The following is a 25,967-nucleotide window of genomic DNA, read 5'->3' as shown; positions in this document are numbered from 1 at the left end:
TTGGCCGCCATGGACCGGGCACTGCTGGCGGATTTCCTGCGGGCGCGTCGCGAGGCGCTGCAGCCGGAGGACGTCGGGTTGCCGCGCGGACCGCGGCGGCGTACGGGTGGGCTGCGGCGCGAGGAGGTGGCCGCGCTGGCCGGCATGTCGGCCGACTACTACGGGCGCATCGAGCAGCAGCGCGGCCCGGTGCCGTCCGAGCCGATGCTGGCCGCGCTGGCGAGGGCGTTGCAGCTCAACCTGAGCGAGCGGGACCACCTGTTCGCCCTGGGCGGCCACTCGGCGCCGCGCCGGGCGGCGGCGGAGGACGTGGTCAGCGACACCATGCGGCGGGTGGCCGAGCGCCTGGCCGACACCCCGGCGATCGTGCTGTCCCGCTTCGGTGAGGCCCTGCTGCAAACCCCGCCCGGGGTGGCCCTGCTCGGCGACTACATGGGGTTCACCGGCTGGTCGCGCTATCTGGTCTACCGCTGGTTCACCGACCCGGCGCAGCGCGCGCTCTTCCCGCCCGAGGATCACGAGGTGCGGGGCCGGGTCTTCACCTCGGAGATCCGGGCCGCGTACACGGCCGACCCCGAGGGCCGGGCCGGTGAGATCGTCGCCGCGCTGCTGGCCGTGAGCCCCGAGTTCGCCGAGGTCTGGCGGCGCCACGAGGTCGACATCACCCACCACCTCGAGCTCAAGCGCTACCGGCATCCCGTGCTGGGCGAGCTCGAGCTGTACGCGCAGCGGCTGATCGACCCCGACCACGGCCAGGAGCTGCTGGTCTATTCGGCGAAGCCGGGCACCGAGAGCTTCGCGAAGCTGGCGACGCTCAGCGGGCCCTGACCGGGAGACTACTTGTCCCTGGATAAACACGTCCTTCACCCGGGTTCCCGGCCCGGCCAGGCTGACTAGGTGACCGAACCGTTCCATCCGCCCGGTACGCCCGAGTACGCCGCCTTTCCGCTCGCGGCGACGGGCGGCCCGGCCGGGGTGTTCACCGCGCGCTCGGTCGCCGACGTCGTCCGGGCCGTGGCCGCCGCGCGCCGGGCCGGACGGCCGCTGCGGCTGGTCACCACCGGCCTCGCGCTGGGCCGCACCGCCCCGCTGACCGGTTCCCTGCTGCTGCGCCCGCTGATCGACGCCCCCGTCCAGGTCAACCCCGATGCCCGTACGGCCCGGGTGCCCGCCGGCCGCACCTGGGGTGACGTGCTGCCCGCGGCGCTGCGGCACGGGCTGACCGCCGTGCATCCCGCGTCGGCCGCCGTCGGCGTCATCGGCTACCTGCTGGGCGGGGGTGTCAGCTTCTACGGCCGCCGTTTCGGCCTGGCATCGAACATGGTGCGGTCGCTGACGGTCGTGCTGGCCGGCGGCGAGGTCGTCGAGGCGAGGGCCACGAACCGCCCGGACCTGTTGTGGGCGCTGCGCGGCGGCGGGGGCGGGATCGGCGTCGTCGTGGCGGCCGAGATCGAGCTGGTGCCCATGCCCGCCGTCGTGACCGGGACGGCCTGGTGGGATCTCGCCGACGCGCCCCGGCTGGGCCCGCTCTGGCAGGCGTGGGCCCGCGCCGCCCCGCTCGAGATCACCACCAGCCTGCGCCTGCTGACCCGGGCCGGCCGGCGCGTGCTTGCCCTCGACGGTGTTGCTGTCGCGCCCGACCGGCACGTCGTGGACGAGATGATGTCCCGGCTGCCCGCACCGCTGGCGAACACGTGGGCTCCGGCGATGCTGCCCCTGACTCACCCGGACCGGCCGCGGCCGGCGGCCTCCCAGTCGGACTCCGCCCTGATCCGGGAGCTCGACGAGGAAGGCTGGGCCCGGCTCCAGGAAGCCGCGCTCACCGTCGAACTGCGCCAGCTCGGCGGCGCCCTCGCCACCCCGGCCACCAGCGGCGGCGCGCTGGACCGGCTCGCCGCGCCGCTGCTCTACTACGCGGCCGGGGCGGCGGAGGAGTTACGGGCGGTGCGCTCGGCCCTCGGCCCGTTCCTGACCGGCTACACGGCGCCGACCTTCGTCGACCACTTCGACCTGCCCCAGCGCACCCTCGACGACTACACCCGCGTACGGGTGGAACGCATCCGCCACGACGCCGACCCGGCGGGCCTGTTCGCCGGCGACATCGACGCGGTCCGCAAGTGAGCCCGGGCGTTGTGTTTAGATGCAGTCATGGGGGTCGATGGCAGGGCTCTGGTGCTGGGCGGGGGCGGCGTCACCGGGGTCGCTTGGGAGATCGGCTTGCTCCACGGCCTGCGGGAGCACGGCGTCGATCTGACCACGGCCGGGTTGGTCGTCGGGACGTCGGCCGGTTCCTCGGTGGCCGCCCAAGTGCTGTCCGGTGTGCCGTTGGCGGTGCTCTTCGAGGCGCAGCGGGCCGGTGCGGGCGCGGAGATCGCCGCCCGCATGAGCGTCGGGGGCCTGCTGAAGTTCGTGGTGGCCGGGCTCTGGCCGGGTGATCCGGCGCGGGGCCGGGCGTGGCTGGGCCGGCAGGCGTTGCGAGCCCGTACGGTCTCCGAGTCGGACCGGCGTGCGGTGATCGCGCGCCGCATCGGCGACGGCGACTGGCCGCGGAGCCGCCTGCTCATCACGGCGGTCGCGGCGCTGACCGGCGAGACCCGGGTGTTCGACGCGGCGAGCGGCGTGTCGCTCGTGGACGCCGTCGCGGCCAGTTGCGCGGTGCCGTTGACGTGGCCTCCGGTGACGATCGGGGAGGTTCGCTACATCGACGGTGGGGTCCGCTCCGTGGCCAACGTCGATCTGGCCGCGGGGTGCGAGCGGGTCGTGGTGCTGGCCCCGATCACGCAGTCGGCGCGCCGTTCCGGCCGGCCCGCCGCCCAGCTCGCCGCGCTGGGCTCCCACGTGCGGGGAGCGGTGGTGTCACCGGACGCCGCGGCTCGCGAGGCCATCGGCCGCAACATGCTCGACCCGTCCCGCCGGCGTCCGGCGGCCGAGGCGGGTCGTGCCCAGGCCGCGGCCGAGGCGGAGCGGCTTCGCGCGATCTGGGCCTAGGTGGATTCCCGCCCTCCCACGTGCGGGCGGGAAGCCGTACGGGCTAGATCTTGCCGGTTCCGGCGCCGGCGGTCACCGTGGCCTTGACGGTGTTGTTGGCTTCCGGGGTGTAGGAGTAGGGGATCGCCGCGACCGAGGCGCCGTTGCGGACCTGTTCCGTACCGGAATTGACCTTGTAGTTGTTGAGGACCTTGAGATTGCCCGGGTCGGAGTCGCCGGTCTGGGTGACCGTCGGGTTCTTCACGTTCTCGAAGTAGTTGCGCTCCACGAAGACGCCCGCGTTCTCGGTGGACGCCACCCCGTACGAGCCGATGTTGCTGTAGTAGTTGTTGAGCACGTGCACCGGGTTGGCGAACCGCACGCGCGGGTGCCGCTGGTTGGTGCCCTCGAACCAGTTGTGCACATAGGTCACGCGCAGGTGGCCGATGTCCTGCGAGCCGTTGTCGTCGCTGTGGCCCAGCAGCATCGACTTGTCGTGGTTGTGCAGCCGGTTCCACGAGACCGTGATGAAGTCCGACCCGCGCTTGATGTCGATCAGGCCGTCGTAGCCGCTGGCCAGGTCGTTGTGGTCGATCCAGACGTTGGTCGTGTTGGTCTGCACGTTGATCGAGTCGTCACTGGCGTTGCGGAACACCAGGTTGCGGATGATCACGTTCTTGACGCCGGACAGGTTGAGCCCGCCGCCGGTGATGCCCGAGCCCGACCCGACGCCGATCACGGTCTTGTTCGACGCGACGTTGTACATGCCGGAGATCGAGATCAACCCATTGACCCGTACGGTCTGGGACGTGCTCGCGCTGAGTGCGGACTTGAGGGCGGACGCGCTCGTGACGGTGACGACGGTGCTCGCCGAGCCGCCCGGGGTGCCGCCGTTGAGGCTGGCGTAGCCGACCGGGCTGCTCTCGGCGGCGGAGGCCTCGAGCTGGCCGACGGCGAGGACCCCGCCGACCATGAGGACGCCGGCCGAGACGGCGGAGACGATCGTCCTGCGTCGTTTTGTTACGGGCATTGTTTCCTCCGTACGTGGGGGTGCGGCGCCACGCGTCGGTGGAGGCGCGTGGCGCCCTGTTTGCCCGGGTAAGCGCTTACCTGGGCGCCACTCAGGGTGGCATCTATGAACGTCGATGTCACTAGGTGGCCGGAATTGTGGCACCTGTGAAAACCGCCGGGGGATTTTTGCAGTGCGCCTGTCACGATGTGGCCGCGGCCGGACATAGGAAGCTACGTGGGCATCGAGAACGAGGATCACTTCCGCCGGGTCTACCAGGACTCGTTCGAGCCGCTGCTGGCGTACGCGCTGCGCCGGGTCGACCAGCCGGCGGACGCGGCGGACGTGGTCGCCGAGACGTTTCTGATCGCGTGGCGGCGCGGCCGGCAGCTTCCGGACTCCGACGAGGCGACGCTCTGGCTCTACGGCGTCGCCCGCCGGGTGCTGGCCAACCACCACCGTGGCGGGGTCCGGCGGCAACTGCTCGGCGAGCGGCTGCGGCAGCGGCTGCGCGAGACGGTTGCCGCCGACCCCGGCCAGGAGGTGCCGGAACGGCTCTCGGTCCGCGGCATCCTCAAGCGGATGACCGAGCCCGACCGCGAGGTGCTCATGCTGACGTTCTGGGAGGGACTCGAACCGCGCGAGGCCGCGGTCGTCCTCGGGATCAGCCCGGCAGTCGCGCGCACCCGGCTCTCCCGGGCCCGCGCCCGGTTCCGCGAGCTGGTGGATCCGTCCGACACGGTGGTGGCCGCGCGCGGCCAGGAGGAGCAGCGATGACCGGCAACGCCTACGACCAGATGCTGCGCGAGGCGGATCCGTACCGGCCGGGCCCGATCATCGCGGCCGACCAGGAGCTGCTCAACCAGATCATGGCCGAGCCGCGGCGCAAGCCCTACTCCCGGCTGGCCGTGGTGGGCGTGGCGGCCGCGGTGCTGATCGCCGCGGTCGGTGTGGTGGTCGCGCTCAACCGGACGTCGGCGGCGCCGCCCGTGCCCGCGGCGCCCTCACCGTCCCCCACGCTCGCGCCCGAGCCGACCATGCCCGCACCACCGGCGGCGGGGTCGCTGCTCGAGCCGGCGAAGGTGAGCAAGGCCGCCAAGCAGGGTTCGCGCCTGGTGATCGGCGAGCCCGGCTGGAAGATCATCCACCTCGAGCCGTTCGCCGACGACGGCGGCGAGATGGCGTGGGAGAAGGGGGACCGCATGATCAATTCCTCGTGGTATCCCGCGTCCGAGTATTCGTACCGGCGCCTCGACAAGCAGAAGAGCTCGGAGAAGGTGAAGCTCGGCGACTACACCGCGTGGATGGTCCCCCAGAGCGGCCAGTTCCGGCTGATGACCGAGCCCCGCCCGGGCGGCAAGATCATTGTCTCGTTCGACCTCCCGCCGGGCTACACCAAGGCCTCGGTCCGCACGTTCCTCGCCAAGGTGAAGACGGTCGGCGTCGAGGCCTGGGTCGCCTCGGCGACGGGGACCGTCTCGCGGCGCGGCGAGATGGGGGACCGGGCGTACCGCTTCTTCGCCGACGCGGGCCTGGGCCGGCCGCAGAGCTGGGAGCACGAGCAGCTGGAGGACCTGCCGGTCGAGGGGAGCACGTTCGAGTTCGACAGCGCCCTGTCCAAGCAGGTCGCGTGCGGCTTCATCGCCGACTGGCAGCAGGCCGAGGCGAACGGCAACGCCGCCCTGCTCGAGGCCACCCGCAAGACGCTGCTGACCAGCAAGGACTGGACGGTGCTGCAAGACCTGGAACGACAGGGCTCGACGCTGCGCACGACGATCGTCGAGATGACCACCCGCCTGGCCACCGACCGGGCCACCCCGGCCGACATCAAGGGCTACCGCCAGGAGTTCTGCTGACTAACCCGGCACCACCACGTGGGCCTCGGTGACGTCAGGGGACTCCCACTTGCCGATCAGGCGGTCGATCACGGCCGGGGGCACGACGGCGTCGCGGCCCGCGTTCTGGTGGCGCAGGGTGGCCGGCGGGACCTCGAGCGCGACGATCTCGACCCGGGCGTGATAGGCCGCGCCGAGGCCGATGCACAGGTCGCGGTGCTGGCGCGAGATGTTGGTGGCGTTCCAGACGAAGTCGCGGCGGGCCCGCAGGTGTTCCCGGGCCTCCTCGTGGGCGGCCGCGGCGACGGCGCGCTGCCCGTCGGTCGGCTTGACGCCCAAGCGGGTGCGGATCGCGTCCAGGCTGATCACCGGCCGGTCACCCGCGTGGGCGGCCGCCCACGTGTCCTTGCCGGCGCCGGGCAGGCCGGACAGGACGGTCATGGTGAGCCGGGTGTCGTCGAACGCGGCGTACCGCGGGTCGCGTCCCGGCGTACGGAAATATTGGAACCGGGCATGGTCGGAGGCGAACGGCCAGGGCCGGTCGAGCACGCCGAGCTCGTCGCAGAAGGCGCGGAACAGCTCGACGTTCTCCAAGACCTCGTCGCGGTCGCCGCAGACCCGGCCGGTGATGTCGGCGTCGGCCAGCAACGCCAGGTCGCGATTGCTCGCCAGCAGGCTGACGCGCAGCACGATCTGCTCGAGGTCGGGGCGTTCGAGGGCCCAGAAGGGCACCTGGTGATGCCGGACCAGCGCGGCCACGTGCTCCCGCCACGGGCGCGGGGCGTCGAGCTCCCACAAGATCCGTCGTACGGCCAAATCGCCTCGACGCGAGTGGCCGTGCGCGGTGATGCGGCCGTCGGAATCCGTACGGGTGCAGTCGGGTTTGGCCACGTCGTGCAGCAGGACCGTGGCGAACAGGCGCACCCGCTCGGGCTCGGGCAGCGCGCGCCAGGCGGGCATCGCGGCCAGCGCCTCGGCGGCCATCCGGGTGTGCGTGGCGACGTCGCCCTCGGCGTGATGCACCGCGTCCTGCGGCACGCCGCGCAGCCGCCGGATCCAGTCGAACTCGGCCTCGACCCGCGCCCACGGCACCGTCCACGCCGGAGCGACCGGGCACAACTCGGCGAAAACTGTCCAGTCAGAAGGCATACATCACCGCCGGGTCGGCGAGGCCGTTGGGCACGATCGGCCGGTCCGCCCAGTGCGAGCCCGAGTCGAGGATGGCCTGCGTGAACCCGGCCCGCACCCACTTGTAACGGGCAACCACGCGGCCGTCCGCCTCGTCCTTGATGTAGAGGCCTTCCATGTCGTCACCGGAGTCCGTTTCGGCCACCGTACGGTCGGGGTCGGTGCCCGCCCGGGTCGCGGCCGCGCGCAGCGACTCCCGCCAGGTCTCGGTGCGCACGGTTGACGGGGCGACCAGGGTGGTCAGCTCGCCGAGGGTCGCAAATTTCCCCGTACGCAACACCGGAACGCTGACGACGGGTGTGCCCTCGAGCAGCGCGTGCCGGACCGGGGTGTCCAGGAATGCGCCGGTCTCGCGGTCGAGGATGTCAAACTCGCAGAAATAGTGGGGCAGCGCGTCGTAGAAGACGGTGTGCTTCGCGTAAAGCCATTCGCCGTAGAGCACGAACCGCGCGCCCAGGATCGGCCGCAGAATCGGCGCGACCAGGTTGGCCCACGACTTGAGCGGCGCGAACTGGCGCTCACGGGGGCCGCCGCTCAGATAGTGCCCCCGGGACTGCAGGCGCAGCTCGCCGCCGGCGGTGAAACTGATCGCCGAGTTGGCCCCGTCCAGCTTCTCCTCGACGACCAGGTGCCGCCCGGCCAGCTCGGCGAACGGCGTCTGCGACAGGTCCTCGTCGCCCGCCTGCAAACGCGACCCGGCCAGATGCGGCGTCCGGGGGTACTTGCTGATCATTCGCCTTTTGTACCGGGCACGGACCCCGCGGGCCACCGAATATGGAGCGCCTCAGCCGCCGGCCGGTCCGACCCGGCCCGTTGTCGCCCTCACTCCCGCAGCGGCAGCACGACCCCGTCGGCGCCGCGAACGACCGCCCGGGTGCCGAGCGGCGCGCGCAGCGAGACGGCGACCCACGCGGTCTCGTCGGCGGTTCCCAAGCCCGCGCACAACATGCCTTCCCGTTCGCGGCTCACCACGGTGCCGATCGTGACAGCGGCCGGCGTCTCCACGGCCTCGACCGTGAACTGGCCGTCGCAGTAGCCCTCCTTGGTCCACCGGACGCCCACCATCAGCACGAGCGGATCGCCGCCACTGCCCAACAGGCTGACGGTTTGCGGCTCGAGGCGTGTCTCGGTGGTCAGCAACCGCGGCCCGACAACGACGACGCCCGCAACCCCGGCCGGCACGACCCCGGCGATCGCCAGCCACGGAATCCACCTGCGCACGCGCCCAGTGTAGGCGGCGGCGACCGCCTGGATGTGATCTCCAGTGCGGGAACGGCCGTCCCGGCGGGCCGAACTGCTAAGTTTCGCTGGCGCGGACGGGCCGGGGCTGTTGATCACGATTCAGGGAATGCGTATGTGGGGAGCGGCACCCAAAACGTACAAGATTCTGGTCGCGATTCTGGTGATCGCCACGTACGAGCTTTTCATTCAGGCTTTGCCACGGCAGCAAGCGGTGACGATCGACAATGTGCTGGTGGTAGTGGCGGCGGCTGCGGGCGCCGTGGCTTGTGGATGGTTCGCCTGGAGGAATCACGGGTGGGAGCGATGGTGGCGGGCGCTCGGCGCGGCCGGTCTCACCACCTTGGCCGCCGGACAGAGTGCCTGGTTGGGCTACGAGCTCGGCGACCCGGAGCACGCCAACGCGGCCTACTGGGACGACCTGTGTTACGCCGCCGGGCTGCCGATGGCTGTGGCCGCACTGGTGATCGTGGCCCGGCACGCGAGCCTGCCGCCGGTGCCGGGCGTCAGCGCGCGGGCCCGGATGCTCGCGGAGGCGCGGCTGGTCCTCGACGGCCTCTTGATCGTGGGATCGCTCCTGCTGCTGAGCTGGATGACGCTGTATCGGACGGTGGCCGGTCAGGAACCGGCCGGCCAAGGGGAGTTCCTGACGGCCTTCTGGTCGTCGTTCGCGGACGTTTTAATGATCGCATTGGTCCTGCTGACCTATACGACGCGCGTCATTCCGCGGCGCAACCTCCGTCAGTTCTTCCTCATCGGCGCCGGTCTGACTCTGATCGCGGTGTCCGATCTCGCCTTCAGCTCCTATCTGGCCGGAGCCATCGCCTATCCGCTGGCCGCGGATCTGGGCTATCTCGCGGCGCCGCTCCTGATCGCCTTGGCCGCTTCCCGGCAGTTCCAGCCCGCGCGCTCGTCCCGGCACCAGGCGCCGCGGGCAACGCAGTGGCCGGCGTTGATCGCGCCCTATCTGCCGCTGGTGATAGCGATGGTGCTGTTCTACGAGAAGGTGGTCTCCGGCGCGACCCTCCACGGCCTCGAGACGGCCAGCGCGGTTGCCATCTTTGTGCTGGTCGCCCTGCGCCAGGTCGTGGCGTTCCGGTCGGTCCGCCTGGGCCAGGCCGCCACGGCCGAAGACTCCGAGGTCACCTTCGGCCGGGCCGCCCAGCGCATTCTCGGTTCGAGCACGGCCGGTTCGTCCGCCCAGGAACCACACTTGCCGGAATACGTCCTCTACCTCCGCGACGAGCACCGCAAGCACATCGAGATGCTCCAGCGATCCGGCAACCGCACCGCCCTCTGGACGTTCGCCGGCGGGGTGCTGCTCGGGCTCCTGGGCAACGTGGTCGTCGCGGTCGTCCTGGGCTGATCCGGTTCGCTCGGAACCGGAGTTGTCAGGGGGACGTCCAAGCGCGCATGCACCTACGCCCGAGGGTCGTTGTGGGTTTTGCCGTCGTGGTTGTTGCCTCGGTGGTGGCCGTTGCGGTTGCTGTGTCGGCGGCGCGGCCGGAGCCGGCTTGTGCGTGCAGCGTCGAGCCCAACCTGCGGGGGCCGGCGCGTGATGCGGCCGCGCGATTCGAGGCCCTGGTGGGGCAGCGTGATGTGGCGACTGCCTGGAGCGTGCTGACCGACGGGGCCCGCGCCCGCTACGGGGACGTGGCAGGGTTTCGGCCGGTCTTCGATCGGCTCGGCAAGTCACTGGGCGGCACGGATGGTCAATGGCACGCGGTGGACGACCGGTGGCGTTCCGGTGCGGTTGTGCTGGTGCGTCTCGCCGGGGGCGCGCACCAGGTGTGGCCGATGCTGGCCCAGGTGCCGCTCGGTCGCCTCGGGCAGGAGCGGATCGATCCCGAGCCGCCGAAGCTGCGGCTGACCGCGGTCCGTGCGGGCGACGCCGTACGGGTCGAGGGGGCCGACAACGCCTCGTACGTGGTCATCGACAGCGTGGGACGGCAGTCGCACCCAAGCCGGCGATCGGGCCTGCTGACGTTCTCGAGACCGTTGCCGGACCGGGCCGTGGTCGTCGCGATCGAGGAGAGCGCCGCCGGTCTGCGGGTGGGCGTGGCCGGCGTCTAGGGGTCAGACCTTGTATTGGCGGGGTGGTCCCACTTTCCGCAGGAACTCCTGCAGTGCGGCCTCGCGTTCCGCTTGCTCGCGGCCGGTCGGGTCGGCGACCCGGAAGCCGTGCAGGGCGACCTCGAACGGGTTGATGTCGTCAGGCGACGGGCGGCCCTCGTTGACGAAGCCGAAGAACGCGCGCAGGGCCGCCTGACCCAGCACCAAGGGGTGGAACGGCAGCGGGTACGGGGCTTTGACCGGACGCTCGCCCGCCCAGAACGGCAGCTCGAACTCGTACGGGGTGCCGATGTTGTCGCCGCCACCGCCGTCGGGGGAGAGGCTCAACGAGCGTACGAGGTCGCCGTTCTCCCACACGGCGAAGCCCAGCCAGTCGGAGACCGAGTGCATCCCGTGCATGATGACCCGGCGGCCGGCCGCGGCCTCGAGCACCCGGGCCGGCAGCCGTGACGGGGGATCGAAGACGAGCCGGCGGTCGCAGAACAGCTCGGCGCCCTCCAGCACGGCCACGTAGCTGGTGTCGTACGGCGGATAGGTGTTCTCCCCGAGGTCGTCGTCCTCGATCGGGGTCACCTCGTAGCCGGGGTGCAGCACGCGCACGAGTTCCGCCGGGTTCGTCCGGACGGGGCGCAGCAGTCGTGGCCGCAGATCGCCGTCGGTGAAAGCCAGCAGCGCGGTCTTCGCACCCATCGGACACGCCCCCTTCGTAGGCCGCCAGACGATAACGAAGGAGTTTTCGCGTTGCGCGTCACGGGTACGGGTCGGCGGATTGCGCGTTGTGAGCGACGGGAGAAGCTGTGGCCGAGCCGGGTCCGTACAGCCGGAAGAAGATGCGTGCCCTCGGGGGACTGACCGGGCTTTTCGCGGTTCTCTTCCTCGTGTGGGGTGGGATCTCGGCCGCCGGGGGTGATCGCGGGGGGCGGAACATGCTGATCCTGGGCATTGTGTTCGTCGTGCTGCTGGCCGTCGGGATTCCGTTGGGGATCAAGCGCGGACGGTTGTGAGGGTGACCCCGGCCGGCCGTGCGGTGGCCGGCCGGGGCGGAGACTATTCGACGAGTTCGCCGTCGGTTTCGACCTCGGCGCCCTCGCGCAGGTGGCGGTTGTGGCGCGGCTCCTGCTTGGTCTTCGAGTCGTTCAGCTTGCGGCGCAGGTCGTCGCGGACGTCGTTGAGCGCCGCCCGCAGGTCCTCCTCGGTCGATGTGGTGACGATTTTCTGCCGGCCGGCGATCCAGCACTCCAGCGTGACCTTCTGCCCGCGCGCCTCGCGGTCCTTGACCGACACCTCGAGCTCGGTCGAGTCGGCGTGGAAGGCGGCCAGCCGCGCGTCGAGCGTGCCGAACTGCTCGGCGATCCAGTTCAAATCGCCCTGCGAGAAGCCGGCCCCGGCGCGAAGGCACTCGCTGACGGTGGCGGGATCAGTCACAGCACTCATCACATCTCCTCGAATCGGATGAAACGGTCCGCGATCTTCTTCCCCGGTCCGGTGACGGCTAAAACTAAAACCACTCACCGCACCCGGAGGCCGTTGAAGATCAGATCCAGTACGTGATGGGCCCGTTCGGCGGCCTCCGGGCGCGAGAGGAACCCGAGCAGCAGGAGCACGTCCTGGGCGCCCACGTCGGCGCGGAGGGTGCCCTCGTCGCGGCCCGCTGCGAGCAGGCGGTCGATCGCCCCGGCGATCGGGTCGTGGTGCCCGGCCGCGAGTTCCCCGCCTTCGAGCGCGGCCAGCACCCCGCGCTTGACCCGGGCGTAGTCGGCCACGTTGTCGAGCCAGAGCCGGAACGCCGCGGCCGCGTCGTGCTGCGCGAGCAGATCCGGCGCGGAGGCGACCAGCACGTCGACGTCGGCCTTGTAGACCTCGGCCAGCAGCGCCTCCCGGGTCGGGAAGTTGCGATAGAGCGTGCCCTGCCCGACGCCCGCTGCCTTGGCGACCGCGTTCATCGGCAGCTCGGATGTCGAGGTCAGCAGCTCTCGCGCGACCTGCACGATCCGGGCCCGGTTGCTGACGGCGTCCGCGCGGGTGCGGCGCTCGGCCATGTGACGGATCCCCCTCGAGAAAAGTGGACACGTGTCCGGATCGGCGGCATGCTTAACCGGACACGTGTCAACTTATCTCAGGAGGAGACCCGATGCGAACCGTCATCATCACCGGCGCCAGCAGCGGCATCGGCCACGCGACGGCCGAACTGCTCGCCTCGCGCGGGGACGCAGTGGTGCTGGCCGCCCGGCGCCGCGAGCACATCGACGCCCTGGCCGGCGAGATCACCGCGGCCGGTGGGCGAGCCGTCGCGGTGGCCACCGATGTGACAGATCCCGACGACGTACGCGACCTGGTCCGCACCGCGGTCGACACTTTCGGCGGCGTGGACGTCTTCGTCAACAACGCCGGTGTCGCCCGGCTCGGCCGCCTCGACCAGGCCGGCCTGGACGACTGGGCCACGATGATCGACGTCAACGTCCGCGGGCTGCTGCACGGCCTGGCCGCGGTCCTGCCGGTCTTCCGCGAGCAGGGCCACGGCCACGTCGTCACGACGGTCTCGACCGCGGGCCTCAAAATCACGCCGACCATGGCCGTCTACGCGGCGACCAAGAACGCGGCCCGCACGATCATGGAGGGGCTGCGCGCGGAGTCGACCGACGGTGTCGTGCGGACGACCGAGATCTCGCCCGGCTTCGTGCGCACCGAGCTGGCCGACGGCATGGAGCCCGGCGCGCGGGAGCAGATCCAGGCGGGCATGCGCGATTTCGGGCTCGACCCGGAGGCGGTGGCGCGCGCGATCGGCTTCGCCATCGAGCAGCCGCACGACGTCGAGATCGGCTCGCTCACCATCCGCCCGACCGTGCAGGACTGATGGCCCGTACGGGCATGGCCGTTGACGTTGGGCATTGACGGACATAGATATAAACGCATGACGTCTCGGCGGGACCTTCTCAAGATGGCGGGCGCGACCGTGGCTCTGCGGGCCGTCCCGGGCCCGGCCGGGCTCGACGCCGACGAGACGCTCACGAGCTATCGCAGCCACACCAGCGACCAGCGCAGCGTCACGGTGACCAGCGCCTCCGGGCAGCAGCTCAGGCTCACCGCGTACGGGAACGGGATTGTCAGGGTTCGTGCGATCCGCAGTGGTGAGCAGTTCTTTGCCGACGGGCGCTACGAGATGGTCGACCCCGCCAGTCACGCCGGGCTGGGCGGGTCGCTGTCGGTGAATGACACCGGTGACCAGCTGGCGATCGCCACGACCGCCGTACGGGTGATCCTGCGCAAGGATCCGCTGCGGCTGGAGTTCTTCGGCGGCGACGGGGCCCGGCTCGCCGGCGAGGACGCCACGCACAGCCTGAGCTGGAGCGGGAGCATCGTCCGGCAGACTTTCACGGCCGCCGCGGCGGGAGAACGCTTCGTCAAGGCCGGGCACGGGCTCTACGGCCGGGCCCCGAAGGTCGACCGCACCGGCGACATCGTGTCGCACAACTACGGGCTGCAGTCCAACCACGTCGACCAGGCGCCGGCAATCGTGCCGCTCTACCTGTCGTCGCGGGGCTACGCGATCTTCTTCAACACGACGTTCGACACCACATTCAACTTCGGCAACGCCGGTACGTACGAGTTCTTCGCCGACGGCCACGGCGCACCCGGCGCGACGCCGCAGCTCGACTACTTCGTGATCGGCGGGCCCACGTTCGCCCAGCTGCTCGACCGCTACACCCAGCTGACCGGCCGCCCCCGCTTCCCGCGGCTCGGCGTCTTCGGGCTGCAACTCTCCGACAAGAACCATCCCAGCACGAGCGACCAGAATTGGTGGACGACCCGGATCACGGCGCTGCGCGACGCCGGGTTCCCGTTCGACGTGGCGGTCAACGACAACCGCTGGCGGGCCGGCACCGGTGCCTGGGGCGGCTCGTGGTTCGAGTTCAGCCCGCAGCGCTGGCCCGACCCGGCCGCCTTCAAGCGCTGGGCCGACGAGCAGGGCGTGCTCACGACGCTCGACTACAACCGCAACAACTCCAACGAAATGGCCGGCTGGTCACCCTCGTACGCCTTCAACCCGGCCGACGTCACCGGGGTCAGCGACAGCGACGCCGTGCCGGACTGGAGCAACCCCGCCACGCGAGCCTGGCTGTGGAACGTGTTCTGGACCAAGGCCCTCAACCCGGCGCTGGGCTTCCCGGGCGACGCGCTGTGGATCGACGAGCCGGACGAGATGGGCCCGATCCCGTACGGCGCCCTCGCGGCCAACGGGCAGCGCTGGTCGGAGCTGCGCAACGCGTTCTTCCTGTACTGCCAGAAGGCGGCCGGGCAGGAGGGCTGGGACCGCGGCCGCACCGAACGACCGTGGATCTTCACGCGCGGCGCCACGGCCGGGCAGCAACGCTACGGACATCTGTGGACCGGGGACATCGAATCGACGTACGGGGAAATGAGGGAACAGATCCGGGGCATGCAGAACGCGGGGATCGGCGGCTTCCCGTTCGCCAACATCGACGGCGGCGGCTTCTTCGGCGCGGTGCTCTCCAGCGGCATGTATCGCAACTGGGTGGCCGCCTGGTCGAGCGTGTCACCGGTGTGGCGGCCGCACTCCAACGGCAACACCGACGTGCAGGGGCCGGCCGGGTCGCGCTGGCCGATCGACCAGGGCGGCACCGAGCAGGCCGACTTCCTCAAATACAGCAAAGTCCGATACACCCTGATGCCGTACGTCTACACGGTCGCGCGCCAGGCGTCGGCGACCGGGATGCCGATGGCCCGCGCCATGGTGATCGACTATCAGGACCGCGCGATGGCGTACAGCCACGACCTGCAATACATGTGGGGCCCGTCGATCATCGTGATGCCGGTGACGACTGACACGGGCGGCGCCACCCAGAACGTCTGGCTGCCCGCCGGCGACACCTGGTACAACTTCTGGTCCGACGCGAAAAATGTCGGCTCGGACACGGTCGAGAAGAGCTACGTCACCAGCACCGGCGAGATCATCATGTACGTCCGCGCCGGCAGCATCCTGCCCAAATACAAATACGCGCAGAGCACCAAGTTCCTCGACAAGACGCACCTCGAAATGGACGTCTACACCGGTCGGGACGGCCAGTTCAGCCTGTACGAGGACGACGGCGTCACCGAGGACTACCGTACGGGCGCGGCCAGCACGACGGCGCTTACGTTCACCGACGCCGCCCTGCGCGTCACCATTGCCCACCCGGCCGGCACTTACCGCGGCGCGCCCAGTCAAAGGCGTTTCCTCGTACGCTTCCACGGCCTCCCCGCCGCGGTCGGCATGCGCGTCTCCGGGGTCGCCGCCCTGCCCGCCTTCACCAGCGAGTCGGCCGCCCTCCTGCACGGCAGCGGCCAGGTCTGGAACGCCACCCGCAAAATCCTCACGGTCGTAACCCCGGTAACCCCGCTCGTCACCGGCGGCGGCCTCGCGGTGACGGTAGAGCCCAGCGGCGCCGCTTTTCCCGCCGTGTCACCGACAACGGTCCACGAGGCCGAAGACGCCGCCCGCAGCGGCCCGACCCTCGGCTCCCAGCACGCGGGCTACACCGGCAGCGGCTACGTCGACTACGCCAACCCGTCGGGCGACTACGTCGAGTGGACAGTTCCCGTCACCACCACCGGCTCGTACGTGCTGGGCTTCCGCTACACCAACGGCGGCACGGCCAACCGCCCGCTGAAGATCACGGTCAACGGCACCGCGGTGACCACGGTCGCCTTCCTGCCCACCGGCGACTGGAAGACGTGGCGCACCGCCTCGGCCACCGTCTCCCTGCCCGCCGGCACCGCCGTCCGCATCCGCGCCACAGCCACCGGCGCGAGCGGCGGCAACCTGGACAGCCTGTCGATAACCCCGGCCCCCTGACGACGTCATCGCACCGATCTGCGGTCCTCTCGGCCGCGGCTACGCTGCCTTCCGGTCGTCGTCCGGGATCACCCGCACTTTGCCCCGACCGACGGCACGCTCGAAGTTCAGGCGGGTCAGCACCTCGTGCGACGACATGTGGGTGGCCGCCGCGAGGGTCGACGCGAGATGATGGATGAGGTCGTCCCCGAGCAGCCCCAGCCACACGCGCCACGGATCGTCCGTCCGCTGCGCGGGCGTGTGCACCGGGGGAATGCCGGACGCCATCCTTCGAGCAGTGTCGGGCAGATCGCGTTTGACATCCACATCAGGGAACCACGGCTCGAACACCTGGATCTCGGCGCGGAACCCGAACCCCTCCGGGTGGTGACCGACGTAGCCGAGGCGAAGGCGGAAGACCACCTGCAAGCCCGCCGGCAGGTCGAGGTCGGGAACGGAGAACTTGAGGTAGAACCCGTCGCCGGAACGCAGTCCGGAGAACACCGTCACCAGCTGCTTGGCCAGATACAAACCCCGAACCACCTGGGGGCCGGACTCCTGAAAATGTTCTGCCGTCTCCTCCCCGATCTTCCACAGGGCACTCTCCAGGCCGGTGGCTCCCACGTCCACCAGGTGGCCGGCCAGCCAGTCGAGGGGCACGATCGTCGACGGCTGGTCCTCGCGCCGGTGCTCCTCCCGGAGCGTGACGAGATCACGGACCTCCGCCGGCACGTCGGTGAGCACAGCCTCCCGCTCTGCCGGCGGGAGGGTCGCCTCCCGGTCTGCCGGCTGCGGCGGAGCCTCCGGACTGCCGGCATCCGGCAGCTCGCCCCCCGATTCGATCGCGGTCTCCGCCGGAAGGTCTTTCCCTTCCGGTACGACTTCTACCGGCGCCGTCGTCGGCGGGTCGCCGCTTTCGGAGCTTTCTGCGTCGACGACAGGCCGATCCGCGACGCCCGAGTCCCCGTGGTCCCGCTCGAGTTGTTCGACGACCCCTTGAGGAGAGTCGGCATCGTGTGCCTCGTTGCTCAGCAGTGTGTCGGTGGAAGGGTCCGACGAAACAATCGCATGATCGGGAGGGTCGTCCGTCCTCGGTTCGTGCCGGTCCGCAAGCTTGCCAAGAATATTTCTTGTGGGCGTCTCGACAGCGGCAGCCGCCGTGGGCTCGAACCCTGAGTCGAGGAGTTCGTAGGTGCCGAATAATGATCCCCGGCTGACGGTCGCAGGAGGGATGATCCGGCCATCGAGATCGTCCGCTGCCCGCGAATCGAACGGGGTAAGCGGGACCGTCTCGTCGGCGTCGTCAGTCCACGGCCTGCCGTCGACGTGGGCACGTAGGCTCGGGTAGCCGAAGTCCGGTGGGCGCCGCCTCGGCGGTTCCGGCGCCACGGGGGTTTCTTTGTGCGGCTGCTCGCGTTGCGACAGGTTCTCGGAGGATCCGAGTTCCCGGAAGGACATTCTCATGGTTGCCTCCGGCACCGGCGTCGGGAAGTCAAGCGTGCCAAACCGCCATCATGAACGACAGCCTGAGTTTTCAAGGCGTCGCGCCGGTCGTTGATGATCCAGCGCGGCGCAGAAGGCAAGACCGCAGCGAAGGCGCATGACGGTCAACGGCCGGTCGGCACCACCTGAGGGAAGACCTGGCGGGCGGCCGCCACGATCCAGCCGGGGTCGCCGCCGGTGAGACGACCCGCGGTCAGCAGGATCGAGCAGGTCTGGTCCATGCCGGGGTTCGCCGCCGCCCGGTAGAGCAGCCGGATCGCCTCCAGCCGGACGGCCTCGGGAGCGTCCGACGACGGGAGGCCCAGACCTGGTTGCAGGTCCTCGCCGCGACGGGCCGCCGCCAGCGCCTTGCCGACCTCCGGGCGGTCGCGGATGCCGGCCATGATGATCGCCTGCTCGGCGGCCCAGCAGGCAATCGTGCGGAGGGTCTCCGGTGCCGCCGTCGTCAGGTGCACGGCGAAAGCGGGGTCGATCGCGCCGACCTCCTGGCCGTCCCAGCCCAGGCTGCGGATCAGGTGGTGGTGGGGCCAGCCGACCGGCAGGTGCTCCGGCTCGTCGTCGGCCGCCTCGCGGTTCCGGCGCAGCTCCTCGATCCGGGCGGACAACTCGGCGGCGGTCCACGACGCGGTGCGGCCTTCGCGGTGCCATGCCACCGCGTACGGCGCGGTCTGCCGCACGATGCGGTCGGTCGCGGCGGCCGGCCAGAACTGGAGCAGACATTGTTCGGGGCCCGCGGTTTCGCTCACGCCGGAGTAGCGAACCTGATAGCTGCCAGGTGGGAGGGAGACCGGGCCGTCGAACTCCTCGAACGCGCTCAGGGTGAGGTCGTCCACCCAGCTGGCGAAGGTTACCTCGACAACCTCGGCCCCGGCGTCGCCGGGTTCCGGTTCACCGTCGTGCAGCTCGATGCGCACCTCGACCCGCCCGGTGTGGGTGGCGGTGCGAATCCGCAGCATCTCCGGCACCGCAGCGCCGACCAGGCCGTTCGCCTGCCCCCGGAAGGCGTCCACGAGGGTCTCGTCGTCGTCCTCGGTCTGTGCGCTGCACAGGCTGAGAAACCCGTAGTGCACGTTGATCCCGACATCCAGCAACACCTCGACCAGCATGATCGTAGGATCTCAAGATCCCGCGGCCGGGCCACCGAAGTCGGCAGAATCGGCAGCCCATCTGGCCGCCATCGCCGCTGACCGCCGCCGGCCGATCAGGCGCCGTCAGCGGCCGGCCGAGCCGGGCGCGGTAAGCCGCCGGTCGGTCGAGGTGTCGTCAGCCGCCGGCGAGGAGGGTCTGGCGCTGGGCCTCGGTGCCGGACGGGCCCGGTCGTTCCTGCGGGGTGGCGGTGTCGACCGACTCGACAATGGATTCGGGGCGGATGCGTGGGGGCAGCTTGCCGAAGCGGGCCTGGCGGGCGGTGCCGGCCTCGTCGGACTCCGTGCTGTGCTGGTCCATGACGGTCATCGTTGCATGTCGGGGCCCGTCAGTCGGCGAGCATCTCGGCGAATTCGGCCGGGTCGATGATGGGGATGCCGAGCTTGGCCGCCTTCGTGGCCTTGGCCGTGGTGGTCTCGGAGGTGATCAGGGCCGTGGTGGTGGCCGAGACGCTGCCGCTGGCTCGGCCGCCCAGCTCTTCGATGCGCTCGCTGACGGTGGTGCGGGTGTAGCCGGGGACGCTGCCGCTGACCACATACGTGCGGCCCTCGAACGGCTTCTCGCCCTCGGTCTCGGGGACGCTCATCGTGACCCCGGCGGCGGCAAGGCGGTCGATCACGTCGGACATCGCGGCCAGGCCGTCGACCACGTGTTGTGCCTTGATCAGGCCCATCTTGTCGATCTCGGCGATCTCCTCGACCGTGGCGGCGCGCAACGCCTCCATCGTCTTGAAGCGGGCGGCCAGCCAGCGGCCCACGCTGCGGCCGGTCATCCGGATGCCGAGGCCGGTGATGACGCGGTTGAACGGCTGGCTCTTGCTGCGTTCGAGCGAGGCGACGACCTTGGCCGCGTTGAGCTTGCCGAGCAGCACCACGCCGCCCGCCTTGGTGTTGCCGACCGGCAGCTCGGCCAGCTGCTCCTCGGTCAGCGAATAGAGGTCGGCCACGTCGGTGGCCAGGCCGGTGTTGACCAGCACCACGCAGAGCGCCTCGCCCGCACCCTCGACGTCGAGCGCCTCGCGGCTGCACCAATATTCCAGGGCGTTGACGGCGCTGCACGACGCGGTGTGGCAGCGCCAGAGCAGGCTGGATTTGTCCCACGGCTCGCCGCACTGCGGGCAGGTCTCGGGCGGCGTCCACGGGGTGAGGCCGTGCGGCTGCTCGCCGATCGGGGCGGTGACCCGGGGGATGACGTCGCCGGCCCGCCACACGGCGACGGTCTGGCCGATCGCCAGGCCCTGATCCTCGACGAACTTGGGGTTGTGCAGCGTCGCGTAGGTGATCGTCGTGCCGTCGACGAAGACCGGGTCGAGCACGGCCCGCAGCGAGATGCGCCCGGTGCGCCCGACGCGGACCTCGATGTCGCGCAGCACCGTCGAGCCGGTGTCGGCCGGATATTTGAACGCGGCCGCCCAGTGCGGGGTGCGGCTGCCCGAGCCGAGCCGGCGCCGGGTCGACTCGAGGTCGGCCGTGAGGACCGCGCCGTCGATCGGGAAGTCGAGATCGCGGCGCAGCTCGCCGACCCGCGCGACGGCGGCCAGCGCGGCCTCGGCGTCGTCGCAGACCTGGACCTCGCCGGTGGCCAGCCGCCCGGCCGTGGGGAAGCCGAGCTCGACCGCCCGGGCCATGCGCTCGCGGTGCGAGTCGAAGCTGCCGGAGATGTCGTAGGCCGCGAACGTCATGGGCGCCTCGTACGCCCGGTCGACCGTGCGGATCGAACCTGCGACGGCGCCGCGCGAGTTGATGAACGGCTTGCCGCCGGCGGCGACCCGGTTGGCCCCGGCCGCCTCGAAGTCGGCAACGGTCATGTAGACCTCGCCGCGGACCTCACCCGTCCACGCGGTGGCGAGCCGGGCGGGCAGGCCGGCGACCCCGCGCAGCACCTGGGCGGTGACGTTCTCACCTGTGCTGCCGTCGCCGCGCAGCGCGGCCAGGGCGAGCCGGCCCGACTCGTATTCCACCCGGATGGCGAGCCCGTCCAGCTTTACCTCGACGAGGCAGGGCTCACCGCCGAGGCTCGCCACGAAAGCCCGTACGCCGTCGTCGCCGTTGATCTTTTCGAGCGACATCATCGGCACCGGATGCCGCACGTCGCCGCCGCCCGAGACCCCGGCCGCGACCTGGGTGGTGATGCCGCGGTCGTCCCACTCGGGGTGGGCCTGCTTCGCCTCGGCGATGCTGTCGAGCAGGGCGTCGTAATCGGCGTCGGTCATCAGCACGTCGCCGGTGTCGTAATACGACTTGGCGGCGGCCTGGGCCTGCGTGACAGCGGCGGCGAAGCCGGCTTCGTCCAACGTCATGCCGACAACCTACGGCCTGGGTACGACAATTCCGTGGAGCCCGCAGCGGAAGACGGCTACGTTGGCCTGCGATGTACGACGACCCGAGAACGACACTGGGCGCCCTGCAACGCGGCCTCGGCCGGGGCACCTTCGAGGCGACCGGCGAACAGGTCCTGCAGTGCCTCGCCGTCGACTACCGATGGGACCGCGACGTCGACGACCGCGCCGTCTATCTCGCGCGCCTGGTCCGCAAGGCGCGGGTCCCGGTGCGCTCCGTGGTCGAGCTGTTCCGTGCGCGTCCCGATGACGACGACAACGCCCTGGACGTGCTCGTCGCGCTGGGCCGCGGCGGTGATCCCGAGGCGATCGAGGCGCTGCGGAAGTACGTGGCGGACGGGCCCCGCTGGGTCGGTGTGCTGGAGCAGATCGCTTACGACTGGCCCCGCGACCTCTGGGACGACCTGCGGACAGTGGCCGAGAGCAGGTTGTCCGGCGACGTCGTACGGATCGGAGCGCCGTGGACGCTCTGGGGCATGGCCGACGAAACGATCGCCCCCGCGCCCCGCCCGCGGCGGGAGAGGCCCGCTGACCCGGCGCTGCCCACCGCCCGTGACTGGGCCGCGACCCCGGGGCACCCGATGCGGTGGCGCGCCCAACGGGTGCTGGCCGAGCACGGCGACGAGACCGACGTGCCGGCGCTGATCGAGGCCTGGGACTGGCTCGACAGCCGTCCGGAAGACCTGTGCGGCTACGACGAGATCGCCACCGGCCTGGCCCGGCTGGGCGCCCGGGAAGTGCTGCCGCGCCTGCGCGAACTGTGGTTCAGCCCCCACTCGTACGAGCGTGCCTCTTACCTGCGAGCCGAGCGGATTCTCGACCCCGAGCGCGTCCGCCCCCGCCTGGTCGAGGGCCTGTGGGACTGCGAGGCCGACGTGCGCGAGCTCGCCGCCGAACACGCGCCCCTCGAACCGCGGGTGGTGGAGCGGCTGGCCGAGCTGAAGGACGACCCGATGGAGGATGAGCGAGTGCGGGACGCGGCCCGGCTCAGGGGAGTCTGAGGCGGACCTGGACGGGCAGGTGGTCGCTGGGGAACTGCTCGTTGCGGTGATAGGCGTTGGTCAGCGCGGCCGTGGCGGTGACCCCGGGCGTGACGAGCACCCAGTCGATCCGGCGGCCGTCGCGCACCAGCGGCTGATAGCCGTGGAAGGTGCCGTACGACGGTCCGTGCGCGGCCGCCGTCAGCCAGGTGTCCTGAAAGCCGGCCTGGGCGACCAGCTGGTCGTACACGAAGCTGCCGGGCTCGGCCGGGCTGTTGAAGTCGCCGGTCAGCACGATCGGCAGCGGCGGCTTCAGCGCTTGCAGCCGCTCGCGGATCAGCCGCGCGGATCGCTGCCGGGCATATTCGCTCGCGTTGTCGAGGTGGGTGTTGACGGCGTAGAAGAGCTTTCCCGTCGTACGGTCGAGGAACCGCACCCAGGTGACCATGCGGACCGACCAGCCGCCCCACGTCTCGGAGGCGGGCACCTGCGGGGTGTCGGAGAGCCAGAAGTTGCCCGACGTCTGCGGGGTCAGCCTGTCCCGGCGGTAGAAGATCGCCATGAACTCGCCGGCCTGGCCCCCGAGCCGGCCCGTGCCGATGTAGTCGTAGCCGCCGCCCAGGTCGGTGCGGATGTCGGCGAGCTGGCTGACCAGCCCCTCCTGCGTGCCGATGAGGTCGGGCCGCTCGGTCGTCAGCAGCGTGCGCATCACCGGCCGCCGCTCGGTCCACGAGTTGGGCGTGGCGAAGCCGCCGTAGCGCAGGTTGTATGTCATGACGTGCAGCTCGCCGGCCGCCGCGGGGCCGGCCGCCCGGTCCATCGCCGAGCCCTTGCCGTCGACCGGCGCGACGGCGATGGAGAGGGTGCTCACGACGACCAATGACACCGAGGCCAGCGATCGCCAGGCCGCGCCGCCAATCGCCATGGCGCCATGATAGTTCGGCCTGTCACCGGGTGAGGTGGGCCAACCCGACCAGGAGCAGCAGCCGGCGCAGGTGCCGGGACGGCCGGTCGAGCCGCAGCAGCCGGCCCTGGCCCTCGAGCCGGACGGCCGCCCGGGCCAGGGCGCGCAGGCCGCCGGCGTCGATGAAGGTCAGTTTGCTCAGGTCGATGGCGAGGTCGTGGCCGGTGTCGACCCTGGTCGCGATCGCCGCCTCGAAGGCTTCCCGGTTCGTCAGGTCGACCTCACCTCGCACATGGAGTGTCGTCATGTATGAAGAGCGCGCGAGACCGTCCTGCCGTTACACGCGGGGCCGGGCCAGGCCCAAGTCGTACGCGACGATCGTGGCCTGCACCCGGTCGCGGGCGCCGAGCTTGGGCAGCAGCGCGTTGACGTGGGCCTTGACCGTGCCCGCGCCGATGCCCAGGGCCGCGCCCACCTCCGCGTTCGACAGGCCCTTGGCCAGCTCGGTCAGGACCTCCCGTTCGCGCGGGGTCAGCCGGGCCAGCCGCGGGTCGTCCTGGTTGGCCGACGACACGACGCCGGTCGCGAACGCGTCGATCAGGCGTTTCGTCACCGCCGGGCTGAGCATGGCCTCGCCCGCGGCCACCGTGCGGATCGCCGCGACCAGCGTGGCCGGATCGGAGTCCTTGAGCAGGAAGCCGGACGCGCCCGCCTTCAGGGCCTGATAGACGTACGCGTCCTGGTGGAACGTGGTCAGGACGATCACCCGCGGGGCCGGGTCGGCCGCCGTGAGCTGCGCGGTGGCGGTCAGGCCGTCCATGCCGGGCATCCGCACGTCCATCAGCACCACGTCGAGCCGGGCCTCGGCCGCCATGGTCAGGGCGGTCGCGCCGTCGGCGGCCTCGGCCACCACCGTCAGGTCGGCCTGCGAGCCGACGATCGCGCACACGCCGGCGCGGACCATCGCCTGGTCGTCGACGACCATCACGCGGATGGTGATGATGACACCTCCTGAGCCGGGCGCAGGCCGTCGAGCAGCCCGCGCATCGCCGCCAGGGATTCCCGGGCCGCCTCGATCACGCCGTCGAGGTCATTCTGCTCGGCCGCCCGCGGGACCCGGGCCGCGGCGGTCAGCACCGTCGCGTGCAGGCCGGCCGCGACCCGGGCCCGTTCGTCGCGGGCCCGCAGCTGGGCCTCGGCCGACACGACCGCCACCGCGCTCTCCTCGCCGGCCAGCCGTCGTTCGCGCCGCCGCCGGGTGGCGTACCCGGCGATCCAGCTCGCGGCGTACGGCAGCGCCAGGCCGAACCAGCCGAACACCGCCGTGAACAGGAACAACGCCACCTTGTCGACGCCCATGTCGTCGGCGGTGACCAGCAGGCCGGCCAGCACGAGCGCGGCCGAGAACAGGGCGCCGACCAGCCCGATCCACGTCAACGCCGGTTTCTTCCCGTACGCGGCCACGGCGTAGACGGCCGCGAGGTCCGCCCCGGTGCTGAACAGGAAGATCCACGCCTCGGCGGGCGGCAGCACCGACGTCGCCACCAGCAGCGGGGCCAGCCAGCCGGTCAGCGCCACCGCGATCAGGGCCGTCCACGGCCGCTGCCGGCGCCACAGCAGCGGCGCCGCGTGCGCCACCACCGCGAGCAGGGTCAGAGTGGCGGCCGTGGGCGCGACCCCGTCCTCCTCGACCATCAGCGCCACCCCGGTCAGCGGCAGCACCAGGGCCAGCAGCAGCAAACCCGCGTCCAGGACGACCTGGGATCGCAACCAGACGCGCAGCCGCGCGGGCGCCGCCCCGGCCGGCAGGCTCGCCCGCACCTCCCAGCCGCCCGGCTCGCGGGGGCCGGCCATGACCGTCCCGCCGAACGCGGCCGCGCGATCCCGCATGCCGCTCAGCCCGCGCCCGCCGCCCAGCCCCTTCGCCGCGGCCGAGGCGACCCCGGGGCCGTCGTCGGCCACCACCAGCGTCGCGCCGGTCTCGTCGTACGTCTGGGAAAGCGCGACCGTCGCCCCCGGCGCATAACGCAGGGTGTTGGTGAGCGCCTCCCGCGCGATGCCGTGCAGCGCCTCGGCCTGCGCGGGCGGCGGCGAACCGGTCTCGGACAGCCGCACCACCTGGCCCAGCTGCCGGAAGTCGTCGGCCAGGTCGGCCAGCGTCGTCGTCTCGGGCGGGGCCGGCAGCACCGAGACGAGCTGGTGCAGGGCGACCAGCGTCTCGCGCCCGGTGCGGGCCGCGAAGGCCAGGGCCTCGGCCGCCAGCTCGGGTTTGCCGACGAACTGGGCCGCGGTCGCGTTGACGACGATCGACGTGAGGTGATGCGCGGTGACGTCGTGCAGCTCACGGGCCAGGCGGCGCTGTTCGGCGGCGGCCGCGTCGCGCCGGGCCGCCTCGGCCTCGGCCAGCCGGTGGGCCGCGGCGGAACGGTCCTCGTGCCAGCGCCGCCGCACCCGGCCGAGGGCGGTGACCACCGCGTACAGGGCCGGGGCGACGAGCAGGTCGAGCGGCTCGTCGCCGATCAGGAGCACGACCTGCACCGCCAGCATGCCCAGCACGACCAGCACGGTGGTGCGGCGCGAGCAGCGCAGCGCCACGTTGAACAGGGCGACCGACTCCATCAGCGAGATCAGCAGCAGGGCGTCGCCGGGGACGAAATACTCCTGCTGGGGCAGGGCCCAGGTGCCGAGCGCGAGCCCGCCGGTGACGATCGCCGCGCCCACCACCGGGCGGCTCCGGCGCAGGCAGAGACCGGCCGTCACCGCCGCGACGACGGCGATGCCGGTCACCGCCCGTACGGAGAAGTCGAGACCCGGCCAATAGGCGAGCTGAGCCACCGCGGCGAGCGCGGGCAGCAACCAAACCTTCCAGCGGGCCATGATGGTCGACAGCTTAGCTATGCCCTGGGGCAGGGATCGCGGTCCGTCCGCGGCCCGATTCGCGGGCGCCGGAAA

The 25,967-nt window shown here is 71.3% G+C and carries 26 protein-coding genes; 11 read left to right on the top strand and 15 right to left on the bottom strand.

The features are described from left to right. Positions 1-9: 9 nt before the first annotated feature. The 3 genes from JKJ07_RS37495 (at position 10) to JKJ07_RS37485 (ending at position 2,988) form a co-directional block, all read left to right on the top strand. Positions 10-828, top strand: a complete 819-nt coding sequence (locus JKJ07_RS37495; protein ID WP_202996713.1) for a helix-turn-helix transcriptional regulator — start codon at positions 10-12, stop codon at positions 826-828. A gap of 69 nt (positions 829-897) precedes the next feature. Beyond that, entirely contained in the window at positions 898-2,121 is a 1,224-nt protein-coding gene (locus JKJ07_RS37490; protein ID WP_202996712.1) for an FAD-binding oxidoreductase, read from the top strand. Positions 2,122-2,148: 27 nt separating this feature from the next. Next, positions 2,149-2,988 (top strand): patatin-like phospholipase family protein, encoded by an 840-nt coding sequence (locus tag JKJ07_RS37485; protein WP_202996711.1) that lies wholly within the window; start codon positions 2,149-2,151, stop codon positions 2,986-2,988. Between the two features lie 43 nt (positions 2,989-3,031). Here JKJ07_RS37485 and JKJ07_RS37480 read toward each other — a convergent pair whose 3' ends face one another. Further along, a complete protein-coding gene (locus JKJ07_RS37480) occupies positions 3,032-3,997 on the bottom strand; it encodes a pectate lyase family protein (RefSeq protein WP_202996710.1) in 966 nt (321 codons plus the stop codon). 216 nt (positions 3,998-4,213) lie between these two features. Here JKJ07_RS37480 and JKJ07_RS37475 point away from each other — a divergent pair, with 216 nt between their 5' ends. Both JKJ07_RS37475 and JKJ07_RS37470 read left to right on the top strand, forming a co-directional pair. Continuing rightward, on the top strand, positions 4,214-4,753 hold the full coding sequence (locus JKJ07_RS37475; RefSeq protein WP_307834602.1) for an RNA polymerase sigma factor: 540 nt from the start codon (positions 4,214-4,216) through the stop codon (positions 4,751-4,753). Then, positions 4,750-5,832, top strand: coding sequence for a hypothetical protein (locus JKJ07_RS37470; protein ID WP_202996708.1), 1,083 nt, complete (start codon positions 4,750-4,752; stop codon positions 5,830-5,832). The genes JKJ07_RS37475 and JKJ07_RS37470 overlap by 4 nt, the downstream gene beginning before the upstream one ends. On the opposite strand, the gene JKJ07_RS37465 is transcribed toward JKJ07_RS37470, so the two are convergent. The 3 genes from JKJ07_RS37465 to JKJ07_RS37455 all read right to left on the bottom strand — a co-directional run bounded on the left by JKJ07_RS37465 (position 5,833) and on the right by JKJ07_RS37455 (position 8,220). Then, the gene (locus JKJ07_RS37465) at positions 5,833-6,960 is read right to left on the bottom strand and encodes an AAA family ATPase (protein ID WP_202996707.1); all 1,128 of its coding nucleotides are present in this window, start codon (positions 6,958-6,960) and stop codon (positions 5,833-5,835) included. Continuing rightward, the gene (locus JKJ07_RS37460; RefSeq protein ID WP_202996706.1) at positions 6,950-7,732 is read right to left on the bottom strand and encodes an RNA ligase family protein; all 783 of its coding nucleotides are present in this window, start codon (positions 7,730-7,732) and stop codon (positions 6,950-6,952) included. Before JKJ07_RS37460 ends, JKJ07_RS37465 begins: the two co-directional genes overlap by 11 nt. A gap of 89 nt (positions 7,733-7,821) precedes the next feature. Further along, positions 7,822-8,220 (bottom strand): hypothetical protein, encoded by a 399-nt coding sequence (locus JKJ07_RS37455; protein ID WP_202996705.1) that lies wholly within the window; start codon positions 8,218-8,220, stop codon positions 7,822-7,824. Between the two features lie 127 nt (positions 8,221-8,347). Here JKJ07_RS37455 and JKJ07_RS37450 point away from each other — a divergent pair, with 127 nt between their 5' ends. Together JKJ07_RS37450 and JKJ07_RS37445 are read left to right on the top strand one after the other, a co-directional pair. Continuing rightward, positions 8,348-9,604: a hypothetical protein gene (locus JKJ07_RS37450; RefSeq protein WP_202996704.1), complete on the top strand. Its 1,257-nt coding sequence runs from the start codon at positions 8,348-8,350 to the stop codon at positions 9,602-9,604. Between the two features lie 233 nt (positions 9,605-9,837). Continuing rightward, complete coding sequence (locus JKJ07_RS37445) at positions 9,838-10,311, top strand: hypothetical protein (RefSeq protein WP_202996703.1); 474 nt, start codon at positions 9,838-9,840, stop codon at positions 10,309-10,311. Between the two features lie 3 nt (positions 10,312-10,314). On the opposite strand, the gene JKJ07_RS37440 is transcribed toward JKJ07_RS37445, so the two are convergent. Then, a complete protein-coding gene (locus JKJ07_RS37440; RefSeq protein WP_202996702.1) occupies positions 10,315-11,001 on the bottom strand; it encodes a DUF6928 family protein in 687 nt (228 codons plus the stop codon). Positions 11,002-11,108: 107 nt separating this feature from the next. Between JKJ07_RS37440 and JKJ07_RS37435 the strand changes: the two genes are divergently transcribed. Next, the gene (locus JKJ07_RS37435) at positions 11,109-11,315 is read left to right on the top strand and encodes a hypothetical protein (RefSeq protein WP_202996701.1); all 207 of its coding nucleotides are present in this window, start codon (positions 11,109-11,111) and stop codon (positions 11,313-11,315) included. A gap of 43 nt (positions 11,316-11,358) precedes the next feature. On the opposite strand, the gene JKJ07_RS37430 is transcribed toward JKJ07_RS37435, so the two are convergent. Together JKJ07_RS37430 and JKJ07_RS37425 are read right to left on the bottom strand one after the other, a co-directional pair. Beyond that, positions 11,359-11,745, bottom strand: coding sequence for an HPF/RaiA family ribosome-associated protein (locus tag JKJ07_RS37430; protein ID WP_202996700.1), 387 nt, complete (start codon positions 11,743-11,745; stop codon positions 11,359-11,361). Between the two features lie 74 nt (positions 11,746-11,819). After that, positions 11,820-12,350: a TetR/AcrR family transcriptional regulator gene (locus JKJ07_RS37425; RefSeq protein WP_202996699.1), complete on the bottom strand. Its 531-nt coding sequence runs from the start codon at positions 12,348-12,350 to the stop codon at positions 11,820-11,822. 92 nt (positions 12,351-12,442) lie between these two features. Here JKJ07_RS37425 and JKJ07_RS37420 point away from each other — a divergent pair, with 92 nt between their 5' ends. Beyond that, positions 12,443-13,165 carry an SDR family oxidoreductase gene (locus JKJ07_RS37420; protein WP_202996698.1) on the top strand — a complete coding sequence of 241 codons (723 nt, stop codon included), beginning with the start codon at positions 12,443-12,445 and terminating at the stop codon, positions 13,163-13,165. 57 nt (positions 13,166-13,222) lie between these two features. Next, positions 13,223-16,165: a TIM-barrel domain-containing protein gene (locus JKJ07_RS37415; protein ID WP_202996697.1), complete on the top strand. Its 2,943-nt coding sequence runs from the start codon at positions 13,223-13,225 to the stop codon at positions 16,163-16,165. Between the two features lie 39 nt (positions 16,166-16,204). On the opposite strand, the gene JKJ07_RS37410 is transcribed toward JKJ07_RS37415, so the two are convergent. The 4 genes from JKJ07_RS37410 to ligA form a co-directional block, all read right to left on the bottom strand. Next, positions 16,205-17,608, bottom strand: a complete 1,404-nt coding sequence (locus JKJ07_RS37410; RefSeq protein ID WP_202996696.1) for a hypothetical protein — start codon at positions 17,606-17,608, stop codon at positions 16,205-16,207. Positions 17,609-17,751: 143 nt separating this feature from the next. Further along, positions 17,752-18,753: a hypothetical protein gene (locus JKJ07_RS37405; protein ID WP_202996695.1), complete on the bottom strand. Its 1,002-nt coding sequence runs from the start codon at positions 18,751-18,753 to the stop codon at positions 17,752-17,754. 157 nt (positions 18,754-18,910) lie between these two features. Beyond that, positions 18,911-19,102 (bottom strand): hypothetical protein, encoded by a 192-nt coding sequence (locus JKJ07_RS37400; RefSeq protein ID WP_202996694.1) that lies wholly within the window; start codon positions 19,100-19,102, stop codon positions 18,911-18,913. 19 nt (positions 19,103-19,121) lie between these two features. After that, positions 19,122-21,092: an NAD-dependent DNA ligase LigA gene (gene ligA / locus JKJ07_RS37395; protein ID WP_202996693.1), complete on the bottom strand. Its 1,971-nt coding sequence runs from the start codon at positions 21,090-21,092 to the stop codon at positions 19,122-19,124. A gap of 71 nt (positions 21,093-21,163) precedes the next feature. Here ligA and JKJ07_RS37390 point away from each other — a divergent pair, with 71 nt between their 5' ends. Then, on the top strand, positions 21,164-22,132 hold the full coding sequence (locus JKJ07_RS37390; protein ID WP_202996692.1) for a HEAT repeat domain-containing protein: 969 nt from the start codon (positions 21,164-21,166) through the stop codon (positions 22,130-22,132). Here JKJ07_RS37390 and JKJ07_RS37385 read toward each other — a convergent pair. The 4 genes from JKJ07_RS37385 to JKJ07_RS37370 are packed head-to-tail and all read right to left on the bottom strand — an operon-like array spanning position 22,119 to position 25,892. Beyond that, positions 22,119-23,036, bottom strand: a complete 918-nt coding sequence (locus tag JKJ07_RS37385) for an endonuclease/exonuclease/phosphatase family protein (RefSeq protein ID WP_202996691.1) — start codon at positions 23,034-23,036, stop codon at positions 22,119-22,121. The genes JKJ07_RS37390 and JKJ07_RS37385 overlap by 14 nt on opposite strands. A 22-nt stretch (positions 23,037-23,058) precedes the next feature. Then, on the bottom strand, positions 23,059-23,322 hold the full coding sequence (locus tag JKJ07_RS37380) for an STAS domain-containing protein (protein WP_202996690.1): 264 nt from the start codon (positions 23,320-23,322) through the stop codon (positions 23,059-23,061). A 30-nt stretch (positions 23,323-23,352) separates the two neighbouring features. Next, positions 23,353-24,000 (bottom strand): response regulator, encoded by a 648-nt coding sequence (locus JKJ07_RS37375; RefSeq protein ID WP_236030516.1) that lies wholly within the window; start codon positions 23,998-24,000, stop codon positions 23,353-23,355. Beyond that, on the bottom strand, positions 24,000-25,892 hold the full coding sequence (locus JKJ07_RS37370; RefSeq protein WP_202996689.1) for a histidine kinase: 1,893 nt from the start codon (positions 25,890-25,892) through the stop codon (positions 24,000-24,002). The genes JKJ07_RS37375 and JKJ07_RS37370 overlap by 1 nt, the downstream gene beginning before the upstream one ends. Between the last annotated feature and the right edge of the window lie 75 nt (positions 25,893-25,967).

The organism is Paractinoplanes lichenicola, from assembly GCF_016785085.1.
Classification (GTDB): domain Bacteria; phylum Actinomycetota; class Actinomycetes; order Mycobacteriales; family Micromonosporaceae; genus Actinoplanes; species Actinoplanes lichenicola.
Note: the sequence above shows the minus strand (reverse complement) of the source record. Positions and strands in the feature narration are given on the sequence as shown.

Excerpts from the sequence above, each read along its gene's own strand:
- JKJ07_RS37390 (WP_202996692.1), top strand. The coding sequence starts at position 21,164 with ATGTACGACGACCCGAGAACGACACTGGGCGCCCTGCAACGCGGCCTC.
- JKJ07_RS37450 (WP_202996704.1), top strand. The coding sequence starts at position 8,348 with ATGCGTATGTGGGGAGCGGCACCCAAAACGTACAAGATTCTGGTCGCG.
- JKJ07_RS37420 (WP_202996698.1), top strand. The coding sequence starts at position 12,443 with ATGCGAACCGTCATCATCACCGGCGCCAGCAGCGGCATCGGCCACGCG.
- JKJ07_RS37465 (WP_202996707.1), bottom strand. The coding sequence starts at position 6,960 with ATGCCTTCTGACTGGACAGTTTTCGCCGAGTTGTGCCCGGTCGCTCCG.
- JKJ07_RS37385 (WP_202996691.1), bottom strand. The coding sequence starts at position 23,036 with ATGGCGATTGGCGGCGCGGCCTGGCGATCGCTGGCCTCGGTGTCATTG.
- JKJ07_RS37480 (WP_202996710.1), bottom strand. The coding sequence starts at position 3,997 with ATGCCCGTAACAAAACGACGCAGGACGATCGTCTCCGCCGTCTCGGCC.
- JKJ07_RS37370 (WP_202996689.1), bottom strand. The coding sequence starts at position 25,892 with ATGGCCCGCTGGAAGGTTTGGTTGCTGCCCGCGCTCGCCGCGGTGGCT.
- JKJ07_RS37470 (WP_202996708.1), top strand. The coding sequence starts at position 4,750 with ATGACCGGCAACGCCTACGACCAGATGCTGCGCGAGGCGGATCCGTAC.
- JKJ07_RS37375 (WP_236030516.1), bottom strand. The coding sequence starts at position 24,000 with ATGGTCGTCGACGACCAGGCGATGGTCCGCGCCGGCGTGTGCGCGATC.
- JKJ07_RS37460 (WP_202996706.1), bottom strand. The coding sequence starts at position 7,732 with ATGATCAGCAAGTACCCCCGGACGCCGCATCTGGCCGGGTCGCGTTTG.
- ligA (WP_202996693.1), bottom strand. The coding sequence starts at position 21,092 with ATGACGTTGGACGAAGCCGGCTTCGCCGCCGCTGTCACGCAGGCCCAG.
- JKJ07_RS37430 (WP_202996700.1), bottom strand. The coding sequence starts at position 11,745 with ATGAGTGCTGTGACTGATCCCGCCACCGTCAGCGAGTGCCTTCGCGCC.
- JKJ07_RS37405 (WP_202996695.1), bottom strand. The coding sequence starts at position 18,753 with ATGCTGGTCGAGGTGTTGCTGGATGTCGGGATCAACGTGCACTACGGG.
- JKJ07_RS37485 (WP_202996711.1), top strand. The coding sequence starts at position 2,149 with ATGGGGGTCGATGGCAGGGCTCTGGTGCTGGGCGGGGGCGGCGTCACC.
- JKJ07_RS37495 (WP_202996713.1), top strand. The coding sequence starts at position 10 with ATGGACCGGGCACTGCTGGCGGATTTCCTGCGGGCGCGTCGCGAGGCG.
- JKJ07_RS37410 (WP_202996696.1), bottom strand. The coding sequence starts at position 17,608 with ATGAGAATGTCCTTCCGGGAACTCGGATCCTCCGAGAACCTGTCGCAA.
- JKJ07_RS37400 (WP_202996694.1), bottom strand. The coding sequence starts at position 19,102 with ATGACCGTCATGGACCAGCACAGCACGGAGTCCGACGAGGCCGGCACC.
- JKJ07_RS37440 (WP_202996702.1), bottom strand. The coding sequence starts at position 11,001 with ATGGGTGCGAAGACCGCGCTGCTGGCTTTCACCGACGGCGATCTGCGG.
- JKJ07_RS37380 (WP_202996690.1), bottom strand. The coding sequence starts at position 23,322 with ATGACGACACTCCATGTGCGAGGTGAGGTCGACCTGACGAACCGGGAA.
- JKJ07_RS37425 (WP_202996699.1), bottom strand. The coding sequence starts at position 12,350 with ATGGCCGAGCGCCGCACCCGCGCGGACGCCGTCAGCAACCGGGCCCGG.
- JKJ07_RS37415 (WP_202996697.1), top strand. The coding sequence starts at position 13,223 with ATGACGTCTCGGCGGGACCTTCTCAAGATGGCGGGCGCGACCGTGGCT.